Below are 26,825 nucleotides of genomic sequence, written 5' to 3'. Positions count from 1 at the left end.
ATCCGTCTGGCCCAGTCGTCACCCGATGGAATGGCTTTGGGCAAAGCTGCTGACGTGTCCTCGTCCATAGGGCAGGGCTGCTGCTCTCTCCCCCGCACGGGACGGCCCCTCGCGCCTGCCCCGCGTACGTCGGTGGCGTTCGGGGGCGGCGCGAGGGGCCGGGTGGAGCGGGCGGACCGGCGGAGTCAGCCTCCGGCGGCCTTCAGGGCGATGTCCGTCCGGTGCTGGGAGCCGTCGAGGCGGATGCGGCCGAGGGCGGTGTAGGCGCGCTCACGGGCCGCTGCGAGGTCCTTGCCGGTCGCGGTCACCGAGAGGACCCGGCCGCCCGCGCTCACGACCGCGCCGCCTTCCGCGCGGGTCCCGGCGTGCAGGACGTACGCATCCGGCGCATCCTGCGCCGCGACCTCCGCGAGCCCGTCGATCGGGTCGCCGGTGCGCGGGGTGTCCGGGTAGTTGTGCGAGGCGATCACGACGGTGACGGCCGCGTCGTCGTGCCAGGTGAGCGGCGGGAGGACGTCCAGGGTGCCGTTGGCGGAGGCGAGCAGGACACCGGCCAGCGGCGTACGGAGCCGGGCCAGGACCACCTGGGTCTCCGGGTCGCCGAAGCGGGCGTTGAACTCGATGACCCGCACGCCGCGCGAGGTGATCGCGAGGCCCGCGTAGAGCAGCCCGGAGAAGGGCGTGCCCCGGCGGCGGAGCTCGTCGACGGTCGGCTGGAGGACGGTTTCGAGGACCTCGTCGACCAGCTTGGGGTCGGCCCACGGGAGCGGGGAGTAGGCGCCCATGCCGCCGGTGTTCGGGCCCGCGTCGCCGTCGAGCGCGCGCTTGAAGTCCTGGGCGGGCTGGAGCGGCAGCACGGTGGTGCCGTCGGTGATGGCGAAGAGGCTGACCTCGGGGCCGTCGAGGAACTCCTCGATGACCACGCGGTCGCAGGAGAGCGCGTGGTCGCGGGCGGCGGCGAGGTCGTCGGTGACCACGACGCCCTTGCCCGCCGCGAGGCCGTCGTCCTTGACGACGTACGGAGCTCCGAAGGCGTCGAGGGCCTCGTCGATCTCCGCGGGCGTGGTGCAGACGTAGCTGCGGGCGGTGGGGACACCGGCCCCGGCCATGACGTCCTTGGCGAACGCCTTGGAGCCTTCCAGCTGGGCGGCTTCGCCGGAGGGGCCGAAGCACGGGATGCCGGCCGCGCGCACGGCGTCGGCGACCCCGGCGACGAGCGGCGCCTCCGGGCCGACGACCACCAGCCCGGCGCCCAGCTCGGTCGCGAGGCGCGCGACGGCGTCACCGTCGAGCGCGTCGACCGGGTGCAGTTCGGCCACCTCTGCGATGCCGGCGTTGCCGGGGGCGCAGTACAGAGCGGTGACATCGGGGTCGAGGGACAGAGAGCGGCACAGGGCGTGTTCGCGGGCGCCGCCGCCGATGACGAGGACCTTCACGGGGTGCAGCCTAGCCGCCGGGGCCGGGGGGCCCGGACGGCCGCCGGTCCGTGGACGGCCTCGCCCGCACGGGGAAGCCGGGCCGCCGCCTTCCTGCTCCCCGCCTCACTCCTCCCCGCCTCACTCCTCGCCGCCTCCCTGCTCGTTGCCTCACTGCTCGTTGGTGAACTCCTCCACCACGGTGGCGCCCAGCTCGCGGACGATCAGCTCATGGCCGGAGAGGGCGGAGTCGACGAGATCCGGATCGTCGGCCTCCGCGAAGTCGTCCTCGGGTGCGACGGAGCGCGGCGGCTCGGAGGCGTACCCGCCGCGGGAGGGCTCGGGGGCGGAGGGAGCGGCGCTCCGGGCGGGCGGGGCGTGCTGGGGCTGGTGCTGCTGTTGCGGCTGCTGTGGCGAGGACGGGGCGGCGGGCTGCGGGGACTGGTGCTGCTGGGGGGCGTGCGCCGGGGTGCCTTCGTACGCCGTCGGGGTCGGGGCGGAGGGTGAGGGCGTCGGGGCGGGCGTGTACTGCGGGGCGGGGCGTCCGGCGCCGGGGGGCGGGAGGGCCGCGCCGCCGCCGGAGGTGTCGACGACCGCTTCGACCCGCCACTGGGCGTTGAACCGCTCGGCGAGCGCCTGCTTGAGGACTTCCTCGCTGCCGCTGCTGGCGAAGTTGTCCCGGGCTCCGGCGTTGATGAAGCCGAGCTGGAGGGTGGTCCCGTCGAACCCGCTCACCTGGGCGTTCTGGCTGAGCAGGATCCAGGTGAAGCGGCGCTTGTTCTTGACCGCCTCCAGGATGTCGGGCCACATGCTCTGGACCTGGCCGGCGCCTTGGGCCATGCCCTGGCCGCCCGGCTGCGGGGCGGCGGGCGCGGAGGGGGCCGCCGGGGTGGGCGCGGCCGGTGCGGGTGCGGCGGGCGGCGGGGTGGCGGGGCCGCTACCGGGGGCGGACGCGGTGGGCCAGCCGCCGGGGCGCCGGGCCTGCTCGCCACCGGCGGCGGTGGGCCAGGACCCGGGCCGCGGGGCGGGAGCTTCGGCGGGGGGCTGCGGGGCGGCGGGTTCGGGGGCGGCGGGTGGTGCGTAGGCGGCGGGCGCGGGGGCCGGCGCCTCGCCTCGTACGGCGGCACGGGCGGCGTCCGGACCGGCGGGGGCCACGGGTGCGGCCTGCGGGACGTGGGCGTCGGGCCCGGGGACGTACCCCATCGGCATCGTGGCGGCGGGCGGCGCCGCGAACGAGGCGGCAGCGGCGGCGGACGCACCGCGCTCCAGCCGGTCGAGCCGCGCCTGCATCGACCGCTCGTCGTCGAAGGCGGCCGGAAGCAGGACCCGGGCGCAGATCAGCTCCACCTGAAGGCGCGGCGAGGTGGCACCGCGCATCTCGGTGAGCCCGTCGTTGACCAGGTCGGCGGCGCGGCTCAGCTCGGCGGCACCGAAGACGGAGGCCTGGTCCTGCATGCGCTCGACGACATCGGCGGGGGCGTCGATGAGCCCCTTCTCCCCGGCGTCGGGCACGGCGGCGAGGATCACCAGGTCGCGCAGCCGCTCCAGCAGATCGGCCACGAACCGCCGGGGGTCGTTGCCGCCCTCGATGACCCGGTCCACGACCTCGAAGGCGGCGGCGCCGTCACCGGCGGCGAAGGCGTCGATGATCGAGTCGAGCAGCGAGCCGTCGGTGTACCCGAGGAGCGAGGTGGCCATGGCGTATGTCACACCGTCGTCGCCCGCACCGGCCAGCAGCTGGTCCATGACGGACATGGAGTCACGCACGGACCCGGCCCCGGCGCGCACGACGAGCGGCAGGACCCCGTCCGCGACGGCGCTGTTCTCCCTCCCACAGACATCGGCGAGATAGCTGCGCAGGGTCCCCGGAGGAACGAGCCGGAACGGGTAGTGGTGCGTACGCGACCGGATCGTCCCGATGACCTTCTCGGGCTCGGTGGTCGCGAAGATGAACTTGAGGTGCTCCGGCGGCTCCTCGACCACCTTCAGCAGGGCGTTGAACCCCGCCGGGGTGACCATGTGGGCCTCGTCGATGATGTAGATCTTGTAACGACTGGAGGCGGGCCCGAAGAACGCCTTCTCGCGCAGATCACGGGCGTCGTCCACACCACCGTGGGAGGCGGCGTCGATCTCGATGACATCGATGGACCCCGGCCCGTTCCGCGCGAGGTCCTGGCAGGACTGGCACTCCCCGCACGGGGTCGGCGTGGGCCCCTGCTCGCAGTTCAGACAGCGGGCGAGGATGCGCGCACTGGTCGTCTTTCCACAGCCGCGCGGCCCGCTGAACAGGTACGCGTGATTGACCCGGTTGTTCCGCAGGGCCTGCTGGAGCGGGTCAGTGACATGCTCCTGACCGATGACCTCGGCGAACGACTCGGGGCGGTAGCGGCGGTACAGCGCAAGGGACGACACATCTACGAGGTTATCGGGGCGCACCGACAACCGATCCCACACGGCCCGAACGCGGGCTCCGGCCGGGACTCCGTACCCGGCAGATCCCACGGGCCCACGGAACGCAAGGGCCCCCCACGCACCCGCCAGAGCCGACCTACCCTTGCTGCCTTCCGGCCCTGGGGGAGTTCAGTCAGATAGCGCCACGTGAGGGGCTGACGCCCACCTTAGCGGATCCCCACCCCCTCCGGTCCACCCACCCGTCCACCCACCCGCCCCGCCGGACGACCTGCACGGCCCTTCCGGACGATCTTCGGCGAACGTGTTCGCGAGCACCCTCCAACGTCTTGTATTGTTTGCGGCGGAGGATTCGCCTAGTGGCCTAGGGCGCACGCTTGGAAAGCGTGTTGGGGGCAACCCCTCACGAGTTCGAATCTCGTATCCTCCGCCATTGCTCTCACCGGGCAATACGTTGAAGGGCCCCGCAGCTTGCTGCGGGGCCCTTCGACGTTGGTGGTCTCAGTTTTGGTCTCAGTTGCTGCGAGGTGACGCATCGGCTCGGTTGCTGGTCCGCTCTCCTCCGCCGTGCACCCCCTCAAGGCCGACGAGCCAGAGCTCGCTCTCGTTGATCATGGGTACGAGTGGATGCCGATCCCGCGAGGTCCACGAGCCTCATGCTCCGCAGACGAAACAGATCACTCCGTTGAGCGCGAGCGACCCTGTGGATAACTCTCGTGGCCGAAATCCTCCCTAGTAGTGTCAAGACGTGGCCACTCCCCTGTTCTTCGACACCGCCCTCCGCACCCTCCCCTCAGTCCCCGAGGAGGCCGTGGAGCACGGCGAGGTGTTCACCCGGCGTTGGGTCGTCGATCTGATCCTCGACCTCGTGGGATACACCTCTGACAAAGCCCTCTGCGACCTGAAGCTCGTGGAGCCGGCCTGCGGGTCAGGAGCCTTTCTAGGAGCCGTGGCTTCGCGGATCAGCGCATCCTGCCGCGAGCAGAACCGTCCCATCAGTGACGCAAGCCATGCCGTGCGTGCGCTCGATCTGCTGGAGCGCAACGTCCGCAGGAGCCGCGAAGTCGTCGAGCAGCACTTGGTCGACGATGGCTGGAACCCCACAGATGCCCAGCAGGTGGCGGCGGCTTGGGTCGAGCAGGGTGACTACCTACTCCAGCCCGAAGGGACCCAGCACGCGGACTACGTGGTCGGCAACCCGCCCTACATCCGCCTGGAGGACGTCCCGGCGGACAGGATGGCTGTCTATCGTCACGCGTGTCCCACCATGGGCGGCCGCGCAGACATCTACGTCGGCTTCTTCGAAGTCGCCCTTCGAAGTCTCGGGGCAGGCGGACAGCTGGGTTTCATCTGCGCGGACCGTTGGATGCGCAATCAGTACGGCCGGCAGTTGCGCCATCTGGTGACCAAGAGCTTCAGCATGGACCTGGCTCTGGTCATGCACGATGCGGACGCCTTCGACGACCAGGTCTCCGCCTACCCCGCCATCACGCTGATCAGCAAGCGGCCCCAGGGCACCGCTGTGGCAGCGGACACCACGCGAGCCTTCGGTGCTCCTGAGGCCACCGCCTTCGCACGCTGGTACGCGACTGACCAGACAGAGTCGGTCACGACACCAGCGTTCCAGGCCGCTCGGATGCCGCACTGGTTCCCGGACGAGGACTCCTGGCCGAGTGCTTCACCTGCACGACTGGCAGTCCTCGAGGAACTGACAGAGCGCTTCGACCTGCTTGAGAGCAAGAAGTCCGGTACCCGAGTCGGCATCGGCATCGCCACGGGAGCGGACAAGGTCTTCCTCACCGACGACGGCACGTTGATCGAAGACGACCGGCTCCTGCCGATGGCCATGGTCCGCGACACCACGAGCGGCACGCTCAACTGGAACGGCACCTACCTGGTCAACCCCTGGACGGCCAACGGCGATCTGGTCGACCTCGCCGCGTATCCCCGGCTTGCCAAGTATCTCGACGAACACGGAGCCGCGTTGCGCAAGCGCTACGTGGCGGTCAAGCAGCCACACCGCTGGTACAAGACCATCGACAAGGTCGACCACGCGCTGACTCGGCGGCCCAAGCTGCTGCTCCCGGACATGAAGCTGACGATCCATCCGGTACTCGACGAGGGCGGACTGTACCCTCACCACAACCTGTACTTCATCGTCTCGGATGTCTGGGACATGCGCGTACTGGGTGGTCTGCTGCTCTCCAAAGTCGCAGAAGCCTTCGTGGAGGCGTACGCAGTCAAGATGCGAGGGGGGACCCTCCGCTTCCAGGCTCAGTACCTCCGCAAGATCCGCGTACCTGACCCTGCAGCGATCAGCGAGCGGGACCGAGAAGCCCTGTCGGCAGCTTTCGACAAGCGAGACGTGAGGGCTGCCACGGAGGCCGCCCTGCGCGTCTACGGACTTGCCGAGCTTCCTGACTAGGAGAACAGATCTTGACGGTCACCCGCCAGGACTTCGAGGACGCGATAGCGACCTACTGGGGCGCCAAGCAGTTGCAGCGGGAGCAGTCCGCGATCAAGGCTGCGGTCGGCGCCGGCACAGCCGGATCCGTACGCGGTGGCAAACACTTTGATGCGATCGCGATCCTCCTGTCCAAGTTCTTCCTCGAAGCGGGCTACCCGCCCGAGAGCATCCGGGTCACCAAGAAGCAAGGTCTGGAACTCCCTGGTTACTACCGCCCCCAGAAGCAGTGGGACCTCGTAGTGGTTCACGAGGGTGTGCTGGTTGCGGCGTGCGAGCTGAAGGCACTCGGCGGGCCGTCGTTCGGAAATAACTACAACAACCGGGTTGAGGAAGCGCTCGGCAGCGCGGTGGATCTGCGACGGGCCGCCTTGGCTGAGCTGTATCCGAAGGAGAAGCCCTGGCTCGGTTACTTCTTCATCATGGAGGACGGCAGCGGATCGCGGAGGCCGGTCAGCATCGCGGAGGGCGCGCTGCCTGCCGATTCAATCTGGCACGGCACTTCGTATCAAGGCCGATTCGGGATCTTCTGTGAGCGCCTTGTGGCCGAGCAGCTGTACGACGCCGCTTGCTATGTCACATCCTCAGCCGAGGACCCCAAGCCCGTCGAACTGGTGAACAGCCTTGACTGGCGGCACTTCTCGGCTGCCATAAACGCCCGCCTCACGTATCTGAAGGAGCTCGGGCTTCCCTGCTAGGAAAGACGAGCGGTGCCCCGACCGATCTGGTCGAGGCACCGCATTCGGCCCCCACCCTCGATCTTGCGTGACGGTCCGCCGCGGAGCCGGTCGGCCGTTTTCGTGTGGTGGGTAGAGGGTGGGCAGGTCGGGGGCCCAAATATCCTCTCGGGGTGGCGCAGGGTTCCACTGCTCCGGGGTGGTGAGGGGCTCTCGTGGGAACGGGGAGACCTTCTGGTCACCCGGGGCTCGGTAGGAGTGCGAGCCGTTCGAGGGCGTCGGTAATCACGGGGGTCCAGAGCCAGTCCTAACGGGGGACGGGGGTGTGCGTGCACTTCGTCTCACGGCGAGCCGCCGACGGGGCCGCCGGGAGCACCGGGGGCCGTCCCTCCGGCCGGGGGAGCGGGCACGGGTGGGGGTGGCATGGCGCGGCGCGGGCGCGGGAGGAGGCGGCGGGCGCGGCCTCGGGGGCGAAGGTGCGCTTCCACGGCGGCCATGTATCGCTCGCGGACATCCGCCAGCGCCCGCAGGTCGATGACCGACGTCGGGATCACCATCGCCGTGTCATCCGCCGCCGGGGCCGAGCGCCAAGCATCCTTCATGCTCTGCCCGGCCACCGTTCGCGTACGGGCGACGAGTTCGTCATACGCGGCGCCAACCTCCGGAGTCTCGAAACGGACCCACGCCTCGTGCCAGGTCAGCCTGGACTGGATCTCCCGCAGCTGCTCCGACAGACGGACCCGCTCCTCGGCGGCGGCGTCCGCGCGGCGGCGACGCACGGCGTAGGCCATCTCCGCGTACTGGATGCTCACTTCATACGCGCTCGCGAACAGTTCCTGCTTCCGCTCACGCAGCTGGGCGCGGCGGATGATCCACGCCTGGACGCCGAGGACGAGGCCGGTCACGAGTGCGGCGAGAACGGCGGCGTAGGGGCCGAATGCCTTGATCGCGTCAGCCAATGATCTGGTCCTGTTCGTCGAGCCCCGGCGAACCGTGGCCGTGGGGTGCTTCGAAGCCCGGCCAGATGCTAGTGGCGCGATAGGCGGACTCCCAGCGGAGATGGCGGACGATGATTGCGATGAGGAGCCGCCCGCCGTCACCGGTCGACCAGCGGCGCGAGGGGGCGTCCTTCGGGTACCAGAGGCAAAGGGAACCGTCGGGGTTGCGGTGGGCGGGGCAGTCGGGTCCGCGTGCGTGGACGCGGGGGAATTCCGGATCGCCGGGAGCGAAGACAATGCGGAGACTGTGTGAGGGCAGGATCTGCACGTGCGGGTAGACCTGGACGGTGAAACCGGACGCGAAGTCGGCGGGCCTGTCCACCTCGCGCACGTCGAGCCCCGTTGAGCGCATCCCGGTCAACAGCTTGGCGCGGGCCATGGGACGGGCGAACCAAGTACGGCGCGCGGGACGCCGGTCACCGCTCAACGGCCGCGCCCTCCCCCCACGAACGCGTCTTCGGGAGGAGCAGGCTCGCGCCGGCGAGACCGAGGCTGGCGGTGGTGCTCAGGGGAGTAGAGGCGGCGGAGAAGGCGCGTTCGCGTTCACGCATCGTCTTGGGGAAGAGCTGCTCCAAGACCTCCGCCACCGTGTCGATGTCGTCGGGGTCAGCTATGGCCTTCGCGAGCTTGTCGGCGGCGACCCGCAGCCGCCGCTCGGCGTCCGCTTCGGGGATCAGCGGCTTGAGGTCTGGCGAGACGGAGCGCGGATCCATGGTCGGCTCGCCGCGCTGGAGACGCAGGGCGGCCTCCAGCAGCACCGTGTGGACGGCGCTGACGAGGCCCATTCTCGGCTCAACGAACTCGTAAGCCCAGACGGAGAGTTGGTGTGAGGAGAAGCCCGGCTTCGCGGCCTGAGCATTCCACGCCTTGAGGATGCGGATGGCGCGGCGTCGGGTGCGCCGCAGGGCGTCGGCGCCGGACGTCAGCAGCTCTACGTGGCCCTGAGGGTCGCTCGCACTCCATGCCTTTGCGGAGCCCGGGGCCTGCTCCAGGTCGGGGATCCACAGCCCGCGCCTATCACGGCGGCGCAGCGCCACGATGAGATCGACCGTGACATCCGTGCCGTTGACCGGGGCGCCGAAGTGAATCTTGAGGCCCCGCCGGGACGTGCACACCCGCGCCTTGGGGTAGAACGGGGTGCGCTCTGGGTCGCGGAGCTTCGGGCCGATGAACGCGACAAGTTCGTCGGTGATGGTGTGTGGAGCCTCCCCTTCTCCGTCAGGACCAAGCTCCGGGTGCTGGACACGGTCCAGGATGATCCCGCCGTCCCCATCGCTGACGGCTCCCGCGTGCGGCTGAATGTGGGTGCGAACGGGGATCGAACCCGAGCTGTACGACGTACGGCCCTCGGGGTGCTGCTCGGCCAACCTGCGCGCTAGCACCAGACGTTCGCGCGTCGCCGCGAGGACGTCGGGATCTACGTTGATCAGAGTGAGCAGGTCGTCGAACTGATTGTGCAGATGTGCCATGACCGTTCCTTGCGGGCGGAGGTGCGGTGCGTGGACAGACAGCCGGCACGGGTGTGTACCGTGCTCCAAGTCTGACGCACGCCACTGACAACGCCCCCGTTCTGAGCGGGAGTCACAGCCCAGCGCGGCTCGGTCGATAAGACGGTCACCGAGGTCAAGCACCGGCACCGCCAGGTCTCACGACTCCCCAGAGTCATCGGGTTCTTCCTTGCCCTGGGTCAGGATCCGGCCTCCGACGAAGACCACAGCCAGAGCCAGCCCGGAACCGACACCGACCATGACCTTCTTCAGTAGACCGTCCACGTGGCGCTTGTGCTCAGAGTCCTTCTGAGAAGCAAGTCTTCCCGTTTCCTGGATGAGTTCGAGGAGGTGCTTCCTCTGTTCCCAGGTCAGGTCGCCTCTGTGGAGTTCTCGCTCGAAGATCACCCGGTTCTCCCGGAGGGCCTGGTAGACCTGATCCAGGCTATGCCTGCCGTCCGCGAGAGTGGCCTCGTGGGCCTTCTCGATGGCTCCGAAGGCATCCGTGGCGAACTTCCTGAACTCGGGGAACTGTTCGACGATCTTCATGGCCACTTCGGTGTCCATGTCAGGCATCATGGCCGCGAACTTGACCGCTTTCTCCTTGGAGAGATGCCTCCAGGTGTCGATCCCGAGCGCGCGCATGATCTCGGCTTCGTTCTTGTACTTCATGCCGTGGGGCCTCCATCGCTCTCCTTCGCAGCGCGTTCTTCCGCGCTGCGGGCCGCTAACTCTGCCCATCGCCGTGCGTGGCGGGATTACGCGCCCGGTCCACAGCCTGTGCGCACGCCTCCCCGTAGGCCGACGAGACCGCGTTCTCGTCCGTGCCACGCACGTGGGCCTCGATCTCCTGGCCTGGCCGACGAGAAGTGTGCCAGCGGACTGGCAGGTCCGTGTACAGATCGGGCTCGAAGTCCCAGGCCCATGTTGACCATCGGGCAGGACTCCCGACGTTGAGCCGTTCACCTCCCGTCAGGAACACGGCACGAGCGTGGTGCACCATTCGGCGGTCGGGAACCTCATGGCGGATGAGCTGGGCTCCACCTCCCGCCTCGGCCTCCCAGTGTTCCCGCCCCATCTCCTCGACCTGTGCCGCCTGGCCTGGCCGGTCCTCGCTCCACTGGGCAATCACTTGCTCCGCGTGCTCGCGGGCGGCGAAGGCCAGGCGTCGGCCGCCAAGGTCAGCGAGGTAGACAGCTGAGTCGACCGAGGCAGGGCCGCAGCGCACGGCGGCACGGGAGCCAACCTCCTCCGCGGCGTCCGCAGGCACGGCCCAGAGCAGGGCTCCGACCTTGGCAGCAGTCTGCTGCAGGACGGGGCCGGTCATGTGCTGGTAGCGGCGGCGCATCCGTGCGGACTTGCCGGGCTCCCAGCCCATGATGCTGTCGACGACGGCGTCGGAGATCCCGAGGATGAGCAGGACCGTGGCCGCCGTGTGGCGGGCGTCGTGAAGGCGGCCGTCGCGAACCCCCGCAGCCTTCAGCAGGTCCTTCCACCGGTGGAAGTCGGTGTTCGGGTTCAGGGGTTCGCCGACCGGCGAGGTGAAGACGTACTCCTTCTCCGTCCAGAGGTCACGAGCGAGAGCGCGCTCTCGGCCCTGCCCCTCCTTGTGCCGGCGGAGCAGGGTCATCAGCTCGTCAGGAACGCCGATTGGCCGCTGGCCGGCCCGTGACTTCACGTTCTTGGTCTCGCGCCGGACGTTGATCTTCTGCGGGCAGAAGCCGGGCTTGCGACCGCAGCGGTTCCCACATCCGTGCTCGTAGCGGGGCCGCAGGCGGCCTCGGCGGACGCGGATGACTCCGAGTTCGAAGTCGACGTCGGTCCACTGCATGCCGAGGACCTCGCCCTGACGGAGGCCGAGTGCCAAGGCAATGACCCAGCGGGCCGTATTGCGGTGCTTTCCCGCCTCCGCCAAGAGGCGCTGGACCTCCTCGACCGAATACGGCTCGACTTCGTCCTCTTCGAGCCGTGGGGCCTTCGCGATCGTGGCCGGGTTGCGGGTGAGATGGCCACGGCGCACGGCCTCGTTGAGAGCGGTACGGAGGGTGCGGTGTACCTGGTGGGCGGTGCCTGCGGCGCTGCCGGTCTCCTGCATCTTCTTGTAGAAGCGCTCCAGGTGTTCCGGCTCCAGCTTCTCAAGGCGGTGGGCACCCAGGCCGGGGACGAGGTGGTGATTCACCGCGACGCGGTAGCCGTCGATGGTGTTCTCGGAGACGTTCGGCGCGGCAATGTTCTCGGCCCAGTGGGTAAGCCAGGTCTCCAGCGTCCAGCTCTGTCCGGCCTTGCGGACCGAACCCTTGTCTCGTTGCCGCTCCAGCTCCCGTACGACCTTGGTGACCTCGGCTCGGGTCTTGCGGCTGACGTGACGGCGGTCGGGCTTGCCGTCGTCCTTCACGCCGACGGTGACACGGCCGTGCCAGCGCCCGTCCTTGCCGAGATAGATGCTGGAGGCTCCGTTGGGCTGACGGCTATTCGCCGTCGCGCCCCGCGTCATGCTGCGGTCCCGAAGTCGCTGGCCGTGAGGCGCCGAGCCAGGAAGTCGTTCACCGCCTCTGCTGGGATGCGGCGCAAGCTGCCGATCTTGACCGAGGCGATCTCGCCGGAGGTGACGTACTCGTACAGCTTCGTGCGGCCGATGCCGATCCGTCGCGCGGCCTCGGCGACGGTGAGGGCGACAAGGGTGGTTTCGTCTTGGGCGGGCCTACGTTCGGAGATCAGGTTCCGCAGGTCGTCCTCGGGGACGTCCAGCAGGTCGGCTATCAGGGCAAGCGGAAGTTCGCTTCGGTGCAAGGGAGGGTCCTCTCCTGGCAGGCCACGGGACGGCGAATCCCGGTAGGCCGACAAGTCGTTCAGGGATGGGCGTGAAGAGAAGGAACCGGAGACGGCAGGCCCTCGCTGTTCGTAGCAGCGAGGGGCCGAGTCAGCTCTGTTCGGACGGCGCGTCCATGCGCTCGCCGAGATAGCTGCGAAGCCGAGTTGGCGCTCCGAGGTGGTGATGGAACTCGCCGTTCGAGGCGATGGTCAGCTCGTGGGTCAGCAGAGCCTTGACCATGTCTTCCTGGTTGGGATTGGCGTCCGTGTACGCCGCGAGTTCGTCCTGGATCCGGCGCATGTCCTTGCCCAGGGTCCGCCATTCCTTCCATCTCGCGACGTAGTCGCCGACGAGACGACGGACCAGCGGGTTGGCTAGCTGGCCGGGGGGGCTGGTCAGCTCGTCGAAGGTCAGGTCGAAGACCTTGCAGAAGCCGAGCGCCTCATCGAGGTTGACCCGGCGGCGGGGCTTGCCGCTCTCGATGCGCCAGATCGCGGACTGGTTGACCGGGTGGCCGGCATCAGCCATCCGCTCGGCGAGCGTGACAGTGCTCCACCCGCGTGCCTCGCGTTCGAGCTTGATGCGCTCCGCGACATGCTCCTCGGCCGGCGGCCGGTCCGGCCCCGCTCGGGAGGCGCCTTCGTCACTGCTCATCACTGCACCTCCTTGCTGGGGCCCGACGGACAGCCGGGGCGATGGTGAAAACTAAACACCATTCCGGAGCCAAATGCAACCGTTGCGCTTCCGAAAACGTCAGGTACTGTAGACGTCCGCCCTCGAACGGCGGTGAACGCAAAAAGCCCCCGACGCTACGAACGTCGGGGGCCGAGCACGAACTCTCGTAGCCGCCCATCCCTGAACGATTGACCCGCGTGGCCTGGGATTCGCCGTCCCGTACGGCCCGCAAGTTGAGGAGCTCAATGTCCAGTATGGACGAACCCCGGCCGACCGCGCCACACCTCGCGGGAACCGGCCGCCAGCCCACGGCCGGCGACCTCACCGCGGTTCCGCCGCACGACGTCGACGCCGAGGCCGCCGTGCTGGGGGCCTGCATGCACAAGGGCGCGGTGATCGACGAAGTACGCCTGCTGCTCGACGCAGCCGATTTCTACCGCCCCGCGCACGAGACGGTCTGGCGTGCAATCCTCGCCCTGCACAGCGAGGACAAGCCGACCGACCCCATCGTCCTGTCGCACCAGCTGCGCACCCAGGACGACCTGGAACGGGTCGGCGGTGTGGTGTACGTCCACCAGCTCGCCGACGCCGTGCCATCCGCCAGCAGCGCCGCCTACTACGCGGGCATCGTGCGCACGATGGCCGACCTCAGGCGTCTGCGCGCCTCCGGCATCCGGACCGCTCAGCAGGCGATGGAGCCGGGCGCCGATCCGGATGCCATCCGCAGCGAGGTGGAGGCAGAGGTCCAGGCGGAGCGCGAGCGTGCGCTGGCCTCGGGACAGGGCCGACTCTCCCGGTTCATCACCGACGGATGGCGGTTCGTCACCGAGACCGGCACTGACACCGAACCTCTCTGGGGCACTCGGGAGCAGACGGCCTGGTCGTCGGGAGAGAGCCTGATGATCGTCGGAGCGCCGGGAGTCGGGAAGACCACGCTGGCCCACCAGGTGATCCTCGCTCGTCTGGGCCTGTCGGACAGCGTCCTGGACATGCCGGTCGCACCGAGCCGGCGAGTGCTCTACCTCGCACTGGACCGGTACAAGCAGATCGCCCGCGCCATGGCCCGCAGCGTCGGGCCCGAGCATGAGCAGCGCTTGCGCGACGGGCTCGCCGTCTGGCAGGGCCCCCTGCCCGCCAGTCTGGACAAGGAGCCCGACCTCCTCGCCGACCTCGCCGCAGCCCACCAGGCCGACACCATCGTGATCGACAGCCTCAAGGACGCGGTAAGCACCTTGGTCGACGACGCCCTCGGCGTCGCCTACAACAACGCCCGCCAGCGAGCTATCCGCAACGGCGTCGAGATCATGGAACTCCACCATCAGCGCAAGGCCACCGAGGGCGCTCCACGCGCCCAGAAGCCCACCCTGGACCGCGTCTACGGCTCCACGTGGATCACCTCCGGCGCAGGCAGCGTCCTCTTCATCGCCGGGGAGGCCGGCGACCTCGCCGTCACCCTGCACCACCTCAAAACCCCCACCGGCGAGATCGGCCCCCTCCAGGTCATCCACGACCACGAACGCGGCATCTCGACGCTCGACCCCGCCCTCGACCCGGTCGCCATCCTGCGACAGCGCCCCGACGGCCTGACCGTGCGCGAACTCGCCATGATCCAAAGCGGCCAGAACAACCCCGAGCGCTCGGCCACCGAGAAAGCCAGGCGCACCCTGGACCGACTCGTCAGGGCCGGACTCGCAGGCAAGGCCGAAGGCACCGCAGGCGGCACCGGAGGCGGCCAGCAAGCCCGCTACCGCGCCTCAGTCCGCCATATCGGCGCCGTCTCCTGACCTGATCGCCGAACGCCGGGACCGTACACGAGGGCGTACACGCACCCCTCCCCCGCGCACCGGCCCACGCCTCGCCGCAGGCGTACACGCCAAGAACGAAACCCCAGGTCAGACGATCACGCGATCGTTCACGCCGTACACGCACACCAGCGTTCACGCGTGAGCCCCCCTTTAGAAGGGGGCTCGCGTGTACGCCCCCTTGCGTGAACGCCGTGATCGCCTCCGCAGAACCACCCCGGAGAACCCGCATGACCACACCCGCCACGCCTCATGACACCACCCAGCAGGGCAACGCGATGCCCCACGCCGAGCACGTCCAGGACGTGAAGCCACAAGCAACGGCCCACCATGCGGCCGAGCGGTACGCCCTCGCCGCAGCCGGAACCGTCATCATCGCCCTCACCGCCGGCGGCTTCTGGCTCTCCTACGCACACCTCGCCCAAGTCGCCGGGCAGCATGGCCTGGGAAGCTCCCCTGCCCGGCAATGGGCCTGGCCCGCGACCCTGGACGCCTTCATCGTCGCGGGCGAACTGCTCATGCTCCGCGCCGGCCTCCGCCGAGTGACCGACTGGTGGGCGGTCACCCTGACCGCTACCGGGTCGGTCGGATCCATTGCGCTCAACGTGGCCGGTGTCAGCGGCACGGGGAACGCGAGCGTCGTGCCCTTGCTCGACTACGTGGTCGCGGCGGTTCCCCCGACCGCAGCCCTGCTGGCCTTCGGCGTGCTGATGCGGCAGATCCACCAGCTGGTCGACCGGCCCCTCGACCGTCCGGCACTCAATTCCGCCGAGGCACCGGAACCGCGGGCCACACCATCCGAACGCATCGCCAATCCGCAGGCAACCGACTCCAGCCGAACGCCGCCGCCCCGGATTTCAGAAGGCCAGCCGCGTGGTGGGCGTCCGGTCAGCGCGACGGTCGAAGAACTGGTTGAGATCGGACGGATCGCCGCGGCCGAGAAGCGCAAGCTCACACGGGACATCGTGCAACAGGCCATACGTACCAAGGGACATACGGTCGGCGGCCAGAGGCTGACCGAAGTCATGGAAGTTCTCCGGTCGGAACCCGGCTTCGGTCGGAACGTCGGCTGATCGGCCGCCATCCCGGTGGCCGGAACTCCTACGCCCACCGGCCAAGCGGTCCCCGCCTCTCCGCCGCCGTCACTCATCCACACCCCCGCAGTCGTAGCCGTGGCCTCCGCACGCCACCACCCGGCCCACACCTTCCGGAGAGCTATCCGTGACCCACGACCCGAACCACACTGACGGCTCGATCGATGGGCCGCCGACACTGACGAAGTCGCCTACGCTGACTGAACGTTTGCGGCGGGCGTTCGGACGGACGGCTCCTGGCGGAGCCAGTAGTACCCCGAGTCCGACTCATGGCCGTTCTTCGGGGATCTCCGCCCCGGGGGTGGCGGAGACAGCCCAGCGCCAGGGGGCGCCGGGCCGGGAGGTCGGGGCCGAGGGCGGCCCCGACCAGGACGTGCTCCGTACCGTCCAGCAGCAGATCCTCCACCCCACGCCCACCGCCGAGCGCGATGTGCAGAGCGTCCAGTCGGCAATCCGCCGCTTCACCGGCACCAAGCGAACCGTCCGCGTCGGCCCGCTGCGCTTCACCGACGACGAGCACGCCGCCCTCCAGGAGGCCGCCGCCGAGCACGGCTACAAGGGCGAATCCGGCTTCGCCGCCGACATCGTCCTCGCCTTCGTCGACGGCCGCTTCACCGCGAACCTTCCCCTGTCCGAGGACCGCCGCCGCACCCACATGTTCCGCGCCCAGGTGCTGCGCGAGCTCAACCGCATCGGCGTCAACGTCAACCAGATCGCCCGCGCCCTCAAGAGCGACTTCACCCCGCCCGACATACGTCACCGTCTTGACGAGCTGCACCACCTGCTCGCCCTGATCGCCGAGGCCCTGCGCCGGCCCACTGACCCGACGGAGGTCTGACCGGATGATCGCCGCCATCAAACCGACCGGATCCAACACCCGCGGCCTGCTCGCCTACCTCTACGGCCCCGGCCGGCACGACGAACACCTCGACCCGCACCTGGTGACCGGATTCGCCATGCTCGGCATGCCCGACCCCGGACGCGACGAGAACTCCACCCTCACCGAACTCGGCCGTCACCTCGACGAGCCCGTACACCTACGGAACAGCGAGTTCGGCAAGCCCGTCACCGACCACGTCTGGCACTGCCCCGTCCGCGCCGCACCCGAAGACCACCATCTCTCCGACACCGAGTGGGGCGAGATCGCCCAGCGCATCGTCCAGGCCGCCGGCATCGCCCCCGAAGGTGACGATCTGGCCTGCCGCTGGATCGCCGTACGCCACGCCGACGACCACATCCACATCCTCGCCACCACCGTCCGCGAAGACGGCCGACGCCCCAAACTCCACGACAGCGGCATCCGCGTCGGCGACGCATGCCGCCAGATAGAGAAGGACTACGGGCTGCGCCGCCTGAAGAAGGGCGACCGCACCGCCGCCCGGCGCCCCACCCAGGCCGAGATGCACAAGGCCGAACGCCTCGGCTGGGAGCAGACCAGCCGCCAGTGGCTCCAGGACCGCATCCGCGCCGCCATCCCCCACGCCACCAGCGCAGAGGAACTCCTCGCCTACCTCGAAGCCGACAACATCCTGATCAAGCCCCGCCGCGGCCCCTCCGGAGACCTCCTCGGCTACGCCGTCGGCCGCCCCGGCGACCTCAACAAGGACGGCGAACAGATCTACCACCCCGGCGGGAAGATCGCCCCCGACCTCACCCTGCCCAAGCTCAAGGCCCGCCTGGAAACCAGCGCACCCGAGGAACACCCCACAGCCCGCCGCGACCGACCCACCACCCCCTGGCATCAGGCCACCGAAGCCCTCGACACCCTCCACACCGACACCACCAACGCGAGCGCCGACGAGGACGCGCGGACACAGGCGAACATCAGCGCTCTGGGCGAACTGCTCGAAGCCACCGCCCAAGCAGCACCCGCCGACCACCGTGCTCAACTGTGCGCAGCAAGTGCGGCATTCGCCCGGGCACAGCGGTCACAGATCCGGGCCGAGGACCGTGCCGCCCACACCCTGCGGACCGCGGCCCGCGACATCGCGCACACCGCCACCGGCCCCGACGGCAGCGCTCTCGCAGCCCTGACCGCTGCACTGCTCTGGGCTGCCATCCTCGCTGCACGCTGGCACGAGGCCAAGGGCCACGCACACCAGGCCGACGCTGCCCGCCAAGCCGTCCAACACCTCCAGTCGGCAGCCGACGCCGCGCTCGCTCCGACGCTCACCGCACTCGAAGCCCGGCGCCCCAGTCAAGGGACCCGCCGCACTCTTGCCAACGACGTACGCGCAGCCATCCCCGAACACGCCGAGCGGATCCTCGCCGACGCGGGCTGGCCCGCCCTCGCCACCGTCCTCGCCAACGCCGAAGCCAGCGGCCACAAACCCCACCAGCTCCTCAAGGAAGCAGCAGCCCAACGTGAACTGACCACAACCCGCCAACCGGCCCGCGTCCTGATCACCCGCATCCAGCACACCAGCCGCAACCCCGCACCCAACCGCCGCGCCGAAGCAGCCCGCCGCCGCTCGACCCTGGGCCTCGCGCCCAGCGGACAGCAGGTCCGAAACCCCCAGCCCACCACGGCACCCGCGACCGCCACCGAGCAACGCCACCGAAGGCGCTGACAGCACAGAAAGCCCACGGCAGCCACCCCGCCCCACTAAGGAGATCCCTTATGTCTGCATCCGCCCCTCGCCCCCACGTCATGGCCCTGCTGTTCGACACGGACTTCAACCGACCGTCGGGTACCCGCGCCTTCCGCCACCTCGACGGACGCCCCTTCACCGAGGAGGAGCAGGCCCTCGCCGATGACGCCACCCTCGAAGAACTCCAGGCCGCCGGCGTCCACGTCCACAACTCCGAGGCCGGAGCTAAGGCCAAGGCCGCCGCGCACCACATGGCTGAGCTTCTGTTCAAGTACGTCCTCCCGCACGGTGAAGCCCTCATCCCCTTCATGACCCACGAGGACATGCTCGAGTACGGCCGGTTGGACAGCATCATCGCTGCGGGTGCCGGGCCTCTCCGCCCGCACAAGGACTGAGCACACAGGCACGGCACCAGCTACAAGCACCGGCAGCCGGTGGTCGGGAGAGCCTCCCGCCACCGGCCGCACCCCGTCGTCTGGTCTGCCTGCCACAGCGCGACCTCGATCCTCGACCGCCCTCGGCCAGCTCCACACTCATCCGGCTCCACGCACAAGCAGGAGAACCGGATCCTTCGAACCGAGCAGTCAACTTGAGGCGTTCACGGACTTCCGGACTGCGTGACGCTCCGAGCGAGTTGACCCACGACGTTCAAAACGCCCTGCCCGAAGCTGGTCGGAGCGATCAGCACGCCGAACACCAGCACCACGATCACGGTCAGCTTCTCGTCTGACCGGCTTCGGGCCTGGGTGCGTCGACGTAGTCGCAGGACGATGATGACAGCCAGTAGGACCGCCACGTTGATGGTCAGAATCACCCTGCCAGCCCTCCTGTCAGGCAACACATCGGGCATCCCAGCCTTCCTGCATGGTCGGAGCTGGTCGAGGAAATGGTTCGGTTACGAGTAGTTGGCAACAAAACGCCCACCCTGGGCTTGATTTGCCCGGCACCTGTCAGGCCATCGGGCAGGTGCATCCCCGCATCCCACGAGTCAGGACAGGGCAGTCGGCCGGCGTGGCGGTGGGATGCGGTCGAGCAGGTCCCACAAGGGGCGGGATCCTGCGGCCCAGTCGCCGAGCACCCGTCGGTCGACGAGGTGAATTCGGTGCTGCTTACCCCAGGGGATCGCTTTGGAGGAGAAGCGGCCGTTGGTGAGGACGACCGCGATGTCCGCTCCGTGGATCTGCCGTGCGGTGCCGTTGACCTGTTGCAGCACCCCAACGCCGACAGCAGAACCGCGGTCCCCATCCCGGCGGTGCTTGCACTGGATCGCCCAGACGCGACCGGCGGGGTCGATGGCGCGTACATCGCAAGCGTTGTCGCCAGCACCGCCGAGCTGCTCGGCCTTGCAGCCATCGCGGCGCATCAGGTCCCGTACGGCGAACTCGAACGCGCGGTGATCCAGTGCGTCGAGCTCGGCAATCCGCAGCCGCAAGGCTTGGGCGCGTACGCGTGCCCACGCTGCCCGCTGCTGCACCTTCTGGTACCAGAGGCCACCCGCAGCCGAAGCGGCCACGGCGACGATGACGAGGACCCACCAGTGCATGAGCAGCCACTGCACGACGGCGGCGACCAGGCCGACCGCCACGACCACACCCACGACCAGGGCGACCTGCTCGTCCTGCTTCTTGGATCGGCGGACCGGTCGGCGTCGGGCAGAGCGCCGTATCGGGCGGCGGCTCATCGAGTCCCGCCCAACTGCGCCGAGGTGGAGGATGCGGACAGGTGCGCCGTTAACGCGGCACCGTCTGCCGCAGCTGATCCCGCATGCCACCGTGACTGCGCCCACGCCGGAACGTCACCCCGAACGTCGTCCGCAAGCTGAACCGCCATGAAGGAATTCCCCCTCTGTCCACGGCCGTTGGTGCATCCCCGCGCCGGTCGTATGACAGCACGCACCACCGACAGCATGTAAGAAGTCGATCACCGGGAGTGATGGGTTTTCGGTCAGAAGAACCCCGCACCCCGTCCCTCGCTCGTCGTTCGACCTGTGCGTTTACGGCTCGACCTACCAGCTTCAGCCGTTTCGAGGCTTGGGTCGAGAACGATCGCTGCACGCAACTGCTATGCCGCCAGTGCCGAGCGCGTCGCCTCCCCCTCTCCCTCGATGAGGCGAGCGATCTCCGGCCATGGAGCGCGCAAGGCACCGAAGAGCGACCAGTAGTCGTAGGCGGCTCGAACCATGGCGCTGACGCCGAGGCGGGTGGCTTCGGGATCGATGGCGCCTATGACGCGCCGTGTGATTCCGCCGGCACCCCGGGCTGCGGGGGCGATCCCGTGGCCGAGGAGGAGTGTGGCGGTACGGATGGCATCCAGCGTCGGTGGTGTCGCCATCTGTGCGAAGCGCCCAAAGATCAGGGGGCGCCAGCTCGCCCTGGTGCGCGCCCAGGCCAGGCGTTCCAGCCCAGTGCCGAGGTCAACGGCCATCCCTTCCGGGTGATCCGTGTTCCACAGGAGGACGATGTCGCCGAGGGTGAGGTCCAGGTGGCGGAAGCGCAGTGTGATGCCTTCGACCTGCCGTCGGCGCCACGGGGCGAGCGTTCCGTAGATGCTCAAGTGCCGTGCGTGGAAGCCGAGTTGGGAGAGGACGGTCAGCCAGCCGTCGAGGATGGCGCCGTACTCGTCGAGGCCGCCTATGGGTTGGACTCGGGAGACGTTGACGAAGGAGGTCAGGAAGCCTTCCATCAACTGGCCTTCCGCGTCCCGTTGCCCGGTGAAGCGGACGACCGGCTGCGGGATGAATCCGCTTCGATACGTGCGGGGTTGGCCGTCCTTGAGGACCGGGTCCAGCGCCTGGACAGCGGAGATCGTCAGTTCGGTCTCCCTGCCCCACCGGAGTGGGAGGCAGGCGTCACGTGGGGCGCCGTCCCGCGCGAAGCCGGCTTCCAGGGAGTCGAGGATCTCCCTCCACGTGGGTGATCTGCGTGGCGGCTGGTAGGGGCTTCTCCGGTGCGGGTGAAGAATCTCGATGTGGGGGCCGTCGGCGGTGAACTCCCAGTGGGGGCCTAACGTGGCGCTCAGTACGCCGGGTATCCGCTGGGCCAGGTCGTCTCCGACGGTGCCGGCAGAGCGGGTCAGCACGATCGGGCCGACATCACCTGGAAGTGGCGCGCCGGGTCGAAGCGCTGCATTCCGATCGCCTGGACGCGCTGGTGGTCGAGGCTTTCCGCCTGCTCGATCGCCTCGGCGAGCCTTCGTGCCGCGGTCTCGTCCTCCTCCCTGGGGTCGACGACCGCAACCGCGCCCGTCTCGTCGCACAGGGCGGCGTGGGCGCAGGTTCCTTCGCGCCAGGTCAGGGCGGCCATGGGGGTGCCGGCGCGGAGGGATTCGCCGAAGACCGCGGCACCGGCTTCCACGTACGTGCGGGCGTACGTGTAGACGAAGACCGAGGCGTCGGCGATGGCAGCGGCCTTGGCGGGACCGCCGAGTTCGCCGATCCACTTCACGTGGTCGGCGCTGAAGAGCCGTTCGTGGCGTCGCACGTACGCCTCGTCGAAGACGGGGCCGACGATCCGAATGCGGCGCCCAAGGATCTGGGCCGCCCGCACGGCGATGTGCGGTGCCTTCTCCTCGTCGATCCGGCCGAGCCAGACGAGATCGGTGCCCGCGGTGGCCGGCGGCTCCTCCTCGTCGAGGCCGAGATGGACGGCGAGCTCAGGGATCGGCCGGTGATCGGCGTACCGTTCGATCATCTCGGGCGAGTAGCAGTAGAGCCGCGACCGCTGACCGTCGAAGGCGGTGGCGGTGTGCTGGAAGACGGGCGAGTGCTGGAAGGTGGCAACGTCGCAGTCCAGCTCGTTCCAGGTGCGCGTCCACGCGGGAAGCGACGGGTACTCGTGGCCGACGACCAGGAGGTCGTACCCCGTATCGCGCAGCTCGCGCTCGGCGAGCGATCCGGTGGAGATGTCCTCCAGGCGGACCGGCTTGCGGACCCAGTCGTGTTCCAGGTCCGTGAGCCAGCCCGGCCCGAGGAGGTGTACGTCGGCGCCTACGGCACGGGCGCCTACGGCGACCGCCCACAGCCATCGTTCGATCCCGCCGTAACCGGCGGGCGGAAAGGCGTAGCTACCAGGGAAGTCGCAGACGCCGACGAGCACGTTATGCCTCCGGTGTTCCGTCCGCCGAGATCCGGCGGAAGCCGAGGTACGGGAAGAGAGATTCGGGAAGGACGATCGAGCCGTCCTGCTGCTGGCACTGCTCCAGGAGCGCAGCCAGGGTGCGGCCGATGGGCAGGCCGGAACCGTTGAGGGTGGCGACGAGCTTAGGCTTGCCGTCCTCGCCTCGGGTTCGGATGTTCGCCCGGCGGGCCTGGAAGGTGCCGAAGTTGGAGACCGAGGAGATCTCGCGGTACGTGTTCTGGCTCGGGATCCAGACCTCAATGTCGTACGTGAGCTGGGCGGAGAAGCCCGTGTCGCCGGCGGGCAGCTTGATGACCCGGTAGGCGAGGCCGAGCTCCTTGAGGCACGCCTCAGCGTGGCCGACCAACGTCTCCAGCTCGGCGTCCGCCGTCTCCGGGTCGACGATCTTGACCATCTCGACCTTGGCGAACTGGTGCTGGCGGATCAGACCGCGGGTGTCACGCCCGTACGAGCCGGCTTCAGACCGGAAGCACGGGGTGTGCGCGGTGAACGCGAGCGGCAGCTCGGCGGGCGGGATGATCTCGTCGGCGTAGAGGTTGGTCAGCGGGACCTCGGCCGTCGGGATGAGGAAGAGCTCGCGGTCGGCGACACCGGTCTTGAACAGGTCCTCCTCGAACTTCGGAAGCTGGCCGGTGCCGGTCATGGTCTTGCGGGTGACCAGGTAGGGGACCGCGTACTCGGTGTACCCGTGACGACGGGTGTGGATGTCGAGGAAGAGCGTGGCCAGGGCCCGCTCCAGAGCGGCACCGGCGCCGCGGGAGACCGCGAAGCGCGGGCCGGACAGCTTCGTCGCACGGCCGAAGTCGAGGATGCCCGTGGCCTCTCCGAGATCAACGTGGTCCTTCGGCTCGAACGAAAACGCGGGAGGCGTGCCGACGCGCCGGATCTCGATGGCGAACTCCTCGGAGTCGCCATCAGGCGCGGAGTCGTCCGGCAGGTTCGGGATGCTCAGGAGCAGATCACGGAGCTGGGCCTGGATCTCTTCCTGCCCTGCTTCGATGTCGCGGACCTGCTCCTTGATCTCGCGGGCGCGCTCCTTCAGCTTGGTGATGTCGCCGCCCTGCTTGGCCGTCTGCTGAACCTCACTCGCCACCCGCTTGGACTCGGCCCGCAGCTCATCGGCCGAGCGGATGTTCTGGTTGCGACGAGACTGGAGGGACTCCAGCTCGGACAGGTCCAGGGAGTAACCGCGACGAGCGAGCCGACGAACCGCTTCGGCACCCATTTCAATCAGGGCGCGGGCATCATGCATGAGGAAGATCCTTCTGTTCCGGCGAGTGGTGGGATACGGGATCGACGGTAGCAACCGCGGCCCCTTCGCCGATCCGCATTACCTCCCTGTCACAGGAGCCGACCGCGCGATCGAGAACGCCAGTTTCAAGATCGTTCATCAGGGCCCCGATGAATTCCGGCAACTCGTCATCGGGGATGGCGACGGGCTCGATGTACGGGGCTTCCGGGAAGAAGAGGGGCATGGCCCCGCCAGGAGTCCGTTCGCGTTGCCACAGGAGCACGGAGACCAGCAGGCCGTGGGCCACCAGGACGCGGGGGCCGGGGTGCTCCAGGGCGGCGAGCACCCCGGTGAGCGTCCTGCGGATGCCCTCGCGTTGCGACTCACTGCCACCGGGCGGACGCTCGTGGGCCCCGTGCCCGTCGAGCCAGACGGCGTATTCCAGGAATGGGTTTCCCTCGAATTCCCCGTAGTCGAGTTCGTTCAGCCGCGCATCGGTGATCAGTTCCGGTCCGGGGACTCCCATCAGTAGGTTGGCGGTCTGCTGGGCGCGGGGAAACTCGCTGGCCAGCCACGTCTTCACGCTGTGGAGGGGAACGCTGCTCCAGCCCTTGCTCAGCGACCGACGGCCGTCCTCGCTCAAGCGGATGGGCTTGGTCGGGTCGCCGTTGACGAGGTAGCGCCGGCTGTAATTCGTCTGCCCGTGACGGAGGACGTAGGTCGTCATGATCGGTTCCTTGGGGTTGGCGCCGATAGCCATGCGAGGACGTCGGCCATCCTCGCTGCGCGCGGATCACCGGATTCGAGGTAGAAGAGCAGGCCATCCAGGGCCAGGGCTCGACACCACGGCGCCAGGACGGGTACGGGGATACGGGAGATCCGGGCGGCAGTGGCCAAGCGGGCGTCCGTGCCGTGTCCAAGGTCGTAGTACACGGTCCAGAAGGCCCAGTCGAAGACCGCGTCGCCCACCATCGGGAGGGGGTCGATCAGGCGAGGGTGGCCCAACCAGTCGAAGAGCACGTTCTCGCGGTAGAGATCCGCGTGCAGGACCGTCGCCCGACCGCCGTCCTCCTCCAGGGTCACGAGGGCCGGGAGAGCCGCGTCGACATGCTCCTGCCACTGGCCGGAATCGACCGATTCCAGACGGCGGCGCACCCTCGGACGTACCTCCTGATGCAGGTACGAGGTCAGGGCAGGAAGCTCACGCGGACGGCGCTGGCGCCGGCCGATGGTGTGGAGGCCCTGGAGGGCGGCGGCCACGGTCTGCAGCTCCCGGGGCGGCAGCTCGCAGCCGCCGGAGCGGCCCCCGACCATCTCCAGGGCCGCCACGGCCAGGTCGTCCGCCGCCTCGACGACCCCTGCCGTCGGCCCGCCCGCCCACAGGCGTAAAGCGGTGACCTCGTTGCGGAACCGGGTGGGATCGGCCCACGCCTTGAGAAGCAGCGGACGACCTTCGAGGGTTCCGGCCGTGACGACCACGGAGGCATGCCCGGCGTCGTGGTACGCCCCGAGCGTGAGCTTCCAGCGCTCCGCAGCCTCCTCCATCAAGGTGGGCACAGCATCGAGCCACCCGGAGACTTCGAGGCCGTAGTGCGTGATCAGCCGGCGCCGACATTCCGGGGAGACCTCTCCGAGCGTCCGCTTCTTCATCAGCTCAGCACGATCCCGTCGGAGACCAGCTCGTCGGTGAGCGCCGGGAACTCGCCCAGCGCCTCCGTCACCAGCGCCTGCACCTTGTCCACCTCGGCGTCCAGAGACGACAGACGGACGAGGACTCGCCACGGCTGGTCGAGGCGCTGCCCGGTGGTGCTCACGAGGTGGACCTCGGCGTGCCCTCCCGTCGCCTCGTGGAGCCGCTGGGCGAGCCGTCGTGCGGCGATGTTGTAGAGCTTGCCCACGTGGTAGACGGGGTTCTTGCCGTTGGCGCCCTCCAGGTTCATCGGCCGCAGGGGCGTGATGAGGCCGTTGACACGGTTGCCGCGGCCGACGACGCCCTCGTCACCGGACTCGATCGAGCTCCCGGTGTAGGTGAGGTACAGCTCGTCCTTCTCCGGCACGTCGCGCGCGTTGAGCCGGAAGCTCGCCTCGGCGCCGGGCAGGTGGAGGCCGGCGAGCCGGTAGCACTCGGCCAGGACGCTCTCGGTGTTCTGGACGTACTCCGCACGGCTCGCGACGAGCCGGGACTTCTGCGGCACACAGAGCACGACATCCGCCCGCTCCCCGTCCCAGTAGCCCATGAGCTTCACGTCCGACCCACACCAGGCGTGGGAGAGGGTGAAGTCGCTCTCCCCGGAGAAGTGGTCGACCAGATCCCGCACGAAGGACTCGAAGACGTTCTCCGGCGCCCAGCCGGTGCCCAGCGACGTGTCGTTGGAGAGCCGCACCCGCCGCTCCCGCAGGTCGTCGATCGACCGCGGGTTGAACCATCGCGTCCGGTCGGGCACCTCGTCGCCCGTGAGGACGGCACCGGGACTGGAGTTGCTGGTGATGTTGAAGGTGATGTCGAGGTGGTCGGAGACCTCCGGGAGCCGGCGGGCGAAGAACGCCCGCACCTCGGCCTCCACGATCTCCTCGACGGGGATCCGCTCACCGCCACACATGGGCGCGGCACGGCCGTTGACGAGTACCCGGACCGGGGCGGTCATGCGGCCGGCGCCGTACCGGACCTCGCTCGCTCCGCCCAAGAGGGCGAGCTTGTCGAAGTTGTGGTGCAGGACCGCGCCGAAGCGCTGCACGGTGTAGGCGCTGTACGCGCGGGACAGTCGCTCGGCCAGCTGATCGGCGAGGGTGTCCGGATGGCCGAGGCCCTTGCGCTCCACGATGGTCGTGGCGTCCGGGGCGGGCCCGCCCGTCTCGATGACGAGGTAGCTGTTGTCGAGGGTCGTGCTCGTGCGAAGCATCACGAACTCCCGTTCAGGGTGGACAGAAGGGGATGAGCGCAGGCGCAGAACGCCTGGACGAGCGGTCAGTGCCGTGTGTGGTGACGAGGTCGATGTCCTCGGTCCGTGGATGCCATCTTCCCGGCCCTCCAGGT

24 protein-coding genes, 1 tRNA gene and 1 other RNA gene are annotated in these 26,825 nt (G+C 69.0%); 8 read left to right on the top strand and 18 right to left on the bottom strand.

The window, feature by feature from the left end:
• Positions 1–185: 185 nt before the first annotated feature.
• The 3 genes from purD to ffs form a co-directional block, all read right to left on the bottom strand.
• Entirely contained in the window at positions 186–1,436 is a 1,251-nt protein-coding gene (purD, locus tag ACQP09_RS18235; RefSeq protein ID WP_433400935.1) for a phosphoribosylamine--glycine ligase, read from the bottom strand.
• A 150-nt stretch (positions 1,437–1,586) separates the two neighbouring features.
• A complete protein-coding gene (locus ACQP09_RS18230) occupies positions 1,587–3,827 on the bottom strand; it encodes a DNA polymerase III subunit gamma and tau (protein WP_433400932.1) in 2,241 nt (746 codons plus the stop codon).
• A 103-nt stretch (positions 3,828–3,930) separates the two neighbouring features.
• Positions 3,931–4,025, bottom strand: an RNA gene (gene ffs / locus ACQP09_RS18225) — signal recognition particle sRNA small type.
• Positions 4,026–4,169: 144 nt separating this feature from the next.
• Here ffs and ACQP09_RS18220 point away from each other — a divergent pair.
• The 3 genes from ACQP09_RS18220 to ACQP09_RS18210 all read left to right on the top strand — a co-directional run bounded on the left by ACQP09_RS18220 (position 4,170) and on the right by ACQP09_RS18210 (position 6,986).
• Positions 4,170–4,257, top strand: a tRNA-Ser gene (locus ACQP09_RS18220).
• A 315-nt stretch (positions 4,258–4,572) separates the two neighbouring features.
• Complete coding sequence (locus ACQP09_RS18215) at positions 4,573–6,249, top strand: Eco57I restriction-modification methylase domain-containing protein (protein WP_433400929.1); 1,677 nt, start codon at positions 4,573–4,575, stop codon at positions 6,247–6,249.
• Positions 6,250–6,260: 11 nt separating this feature from the next.
• Positions 6,261–6,986 (top strand): PaeR7I family type II restriction endonuclease, encoded by a 726-nt coding sequence (locus ACQP09_RS18210; RefSeq protein WP_433400926.1) that lies wholly within the window; start codon positions 6,261–6,263, stop codon positions 6,984–6,986.
• A gap of 320 nt (positions 6,987–7,306) precedes the next feature.
• On the opposite strand, the gene ACQP09_RS18205 is transcribed toward ACQP09_RS18210, so the two are convergent.
• From ACQP09_RS18205 to ACQP09_RS18175, 7 genes are all read right to left on the bottom strand, one after another.
• Positions 7,307–7,924 (bottom strand): hypothetical protein, encoded by a 618-nt coding sequence (locus ACQP09_RS18205; protein WP_433400924.1) that lies wholly within the window; start codon positions 7,922–7,924, stop codon positions 7,307–7,309.
• Positions 7,917–8,342, bottom strand: coding sequence for a hypothetical protein (locus tag ACQP09_RS18200; protein ID WP_433400921.1), 426 nt, complete (start codon positions 8,340–8,342; stop codon positions 7,917–7,919). Before ACQP09_RS18200 ends, ACQP09_RS18205 begins: the two co-directional genes overlap by 8 nt.
• Positions 8,343–8,379: 37 nt before the next feature.
• Entirely contained in the window at positions 8,380–9,432 is a 1,053-nt protein-coding gene (locus ACQP09_RS18195) for a hypothetical protein (protein WP_433400918.1), read from the bottom strand.
• A gap of 177 nt (positions 9,433–9,609) precedes the next feature.
• Positions 9,610–10,122, bottom strand: a complete 513-nt coding sequence (locus ACQP09_RS18190; RefSeq protein ID WP_433400915.1) for a hypothetical protein — start codon at positions 10,120–10,122, stop codon at positions 9,610–9,612.
• Positions 10,123–10,177: 55 nt separating this feature from the next.
• The gene (locus tag ACQP09_RS18185; protein ID WP_433400912.1) at positions 10,178–11,944 is read right to left on the bottom strand and encodes a tyrosine-type recombinase/integrase; all 1,767 of its coding nucleotides are present in this window, start codon (positions 11,942–11,944) and stop codon (positions 10,178–10,180) included.
• Positions 11,941–12,240 (bottom strand): helix-turn-helix domain-containing protein, encoded by a 300-nt coding sequence (locus ACQP09_RS18180; protein WP_355287965.1) that lies wholly within the window; start codon positions 12,238–12,240, stop codon positions 11,941–11,943. Before ACQP09_RS18180 ends, ACQP09_RS18185 begins: the two co-directional genes overlap by 4 nt.
• Before the next feature lie 130 nt (positions 12,241–12,370).
• Complete coding sequence (locus ACQP09_RS18175) at positions 12,371–12,916, bottom strand: helix-turn-helix transcriptional regulator (RefSeq protein ID WP_433400909.1); 546 nt, start codon at positions 12,914–12,916, stop codon at positions 12,371–12,373.
• Positions 12,917–13,191: 275 nt separating this feature from the next.
• Here ACQP09_RS18175 and ACQP09_RS18170 point away from each other — a divergent pair, with 275 nt between their 5' ends.
• From ACQP09_RS18170 to ACQP09_RS18150, 5 genes are all read left to right on the top strand, one after another.
• The gene (locus ACQP09_RS18170; RefSeq protein ID WP_433406645.1) at positions 13,192–14,721 is read left to right on the top strand and encodes a DnaB-like helicase N-terminal domain-containing protein; all 1,530 of its coding nucleotides are present in this window, start codon (positions 13,192–13,194) and stop codon (positions 14,719–14,721) included.
• A gap of 248 nt (positions 14,722–14,969) precedes the next feature.
• On the top strand, positions 14,970–15,812 hold the full coding sequence (locus ACQP09_RS18165; RefSeq protein WP_433400907.1) for a DUF2637 domain-containing protein: 843 nt from the start codon (positions 14,970–14,972) through the stop codon (positions 15,810–15,812).
• 322 nt (positions 15,813–16,134) lie between these two features.
• Entirely contained in the window at positions 16,135–16,671 is a 537-nt protein-coding gene (locus tag ACQP09_RS18160; RefSeq protein WP_433400904.1) for a MobC family plasmid mobilization relaxosome protein, read from the top strand.
• 4 nt (positions 16,672–16,675) lie between these two features.
• The gene (locus ACQP09_RS18155; RefSeq protein ID WP_433400901.1) at positions 16,676–18,403 is read left to right on the top strand and encodes a relaxase/mobilization nuclease domain-containing protein; all 1,728 of its coding nucleotides are present in this window, start codon (positions 16,676–16,678) and stop codon (positions 18,401–18,403) included.
• A 50-nt stretch (positions 18,404–18,453) separates the two neighbouring features.
• Positions 18,454–18,819 carry a hypothetical protein gene (locus ACQP09_RS18150; protein WP_433400899.1) on the top strand — a complete coding sequence of 122 codons (366 nt, stop codon included), beginning with the start codon at positions 18,454–18,456 and terminating at the stop codon, positions 18,817–18,819.
• Positions 18,820–19,022: 203 nt separating this feature from the next.
• Here ACQP09_RS18150 and ACQP09_RS18145 read toward each other — a convergent pair whose 3' ends face one another.
• The 8 genes from ACQP09_RS18145 to ACQP09_RS18110 all read right to left on the bottom strand — a co-directional run bounded on the left by ACQP09_RS18145 (position 19,023) and on the right by ACQP09_RS18110 (position 26,691).
• Positions 19,023–19,235 (bottom strand): hypothetical protein, encoded by a 213-nt coding sequence (locus ACQP09_RS18145; RefSeq protein WP_433406644.1) that lies wholly within the window; start codon positions 19,233–19,235, stop codon positions 19,023–19,025.
• A gap of 177 nt (positions 19,236–19,412) precedes the next feature.
• Positions 19,413–20,021, bottom strand: coding sequence for a restriction endonuclease (locus tag ACQP09_RS18140; protein WP_433400898.1), 609 nt, complete (start codon positions 20,019–20,021; stop codon positions 19,413–19,415).
• A gap of 464 nt (positions 20,022–20,485) precedes the next feature.
• Positions 20,486–21,502, bottom strand: a complete 1,017-nt coding sequence (locus tag ACQP09_RS18135) for a hypothetical protein (protein WP_433400895.1) — start codon at positions 21,500–21,502, stop codon at positions 20,486–20,488.
• Positions 21,496–22,518 carry a glycosyltransferase gene (locus tag ACQP09_RS18130; protein WP_433400893.1) on the bottom strand — a complete coding sequence of 341 codons (1,023 nt, stop codon included), beginning with the start codon at positions 22,516–22,518 and terminating at the stop codon, positions 21,496–21,498. The genes ACQP09_RS18135 and ACQP09_RS18130 overlap by 7 nt, the downstream gene beginning before the upstream one ends.
• A gap of 1 nt (position 22,519) precedes the next feature.
• Positions 22,520–23,812, bottom strand: coding sequence for a serine--tRNA ligase (gene serS, locus ACQP09_RS18125; protein WP_433400890.1), 1,293 nt, complete (start codon positions 23,810–23,812; stop codon positions 22,520–22,522).
• Positions 23,805–24,518, bottom strand: a complete 714-nt coding sequence (locus ACQP09_RS18120) for a histidine phosphatase family protein (RefSeq protein WP_433400887.1) — start codon at positions 24,516–24,518, stop codon at positions 23,805–23,807. Before ACQP09_RS18120 ends, serS begins: the two co-directional genes overlap by 8 nt.
• Positions 24,515–25,441, bottom strand: coding sequence for an aminoglycoside phosphotransferase family protein (locus tag ACQP09_RS18115; RefSeq protein ID WP_433400884.1), 927 nt, complete (start codon positions 25,439–25,441; stop codon positions 24,515–24,517). Before ACQP09_RS18115 ends, ACQP09_RS18120 begins: the two co-directional genes overlap by 4 nt.
• Positions 25,441–26,691, bottom strand: coding sequence for a methionine adenosyltransferase (locus ACQP09_RS18110; RefSeq protein ID WP_433400881.1), 1,251 nt, complete (start codon positions 26,689–26,691; stop codon positions 25,441–25,443). The genes ACQP09_RS18115 and ACQP09_RS18110 overlap by 1 nt, the downstream gene beginning before the upstream one ends.
• Positions 26,692–26,825 lie beyond the last annotated feature (134 nt).

It is taken from the genome of Streptomyces sp. CA-146814, assembly GCF_050942385.1.
GTDB lineage: Bacteria > Actinomycetota > Actinomycetes > Streptomycetales > Streptomycetaceae > Streptomyces.
The sequence above is the reverse complement of the archived record's forward strand: the minus strand, read 5'-3'. Positions and strand labels throughout refer to the sequence as shown.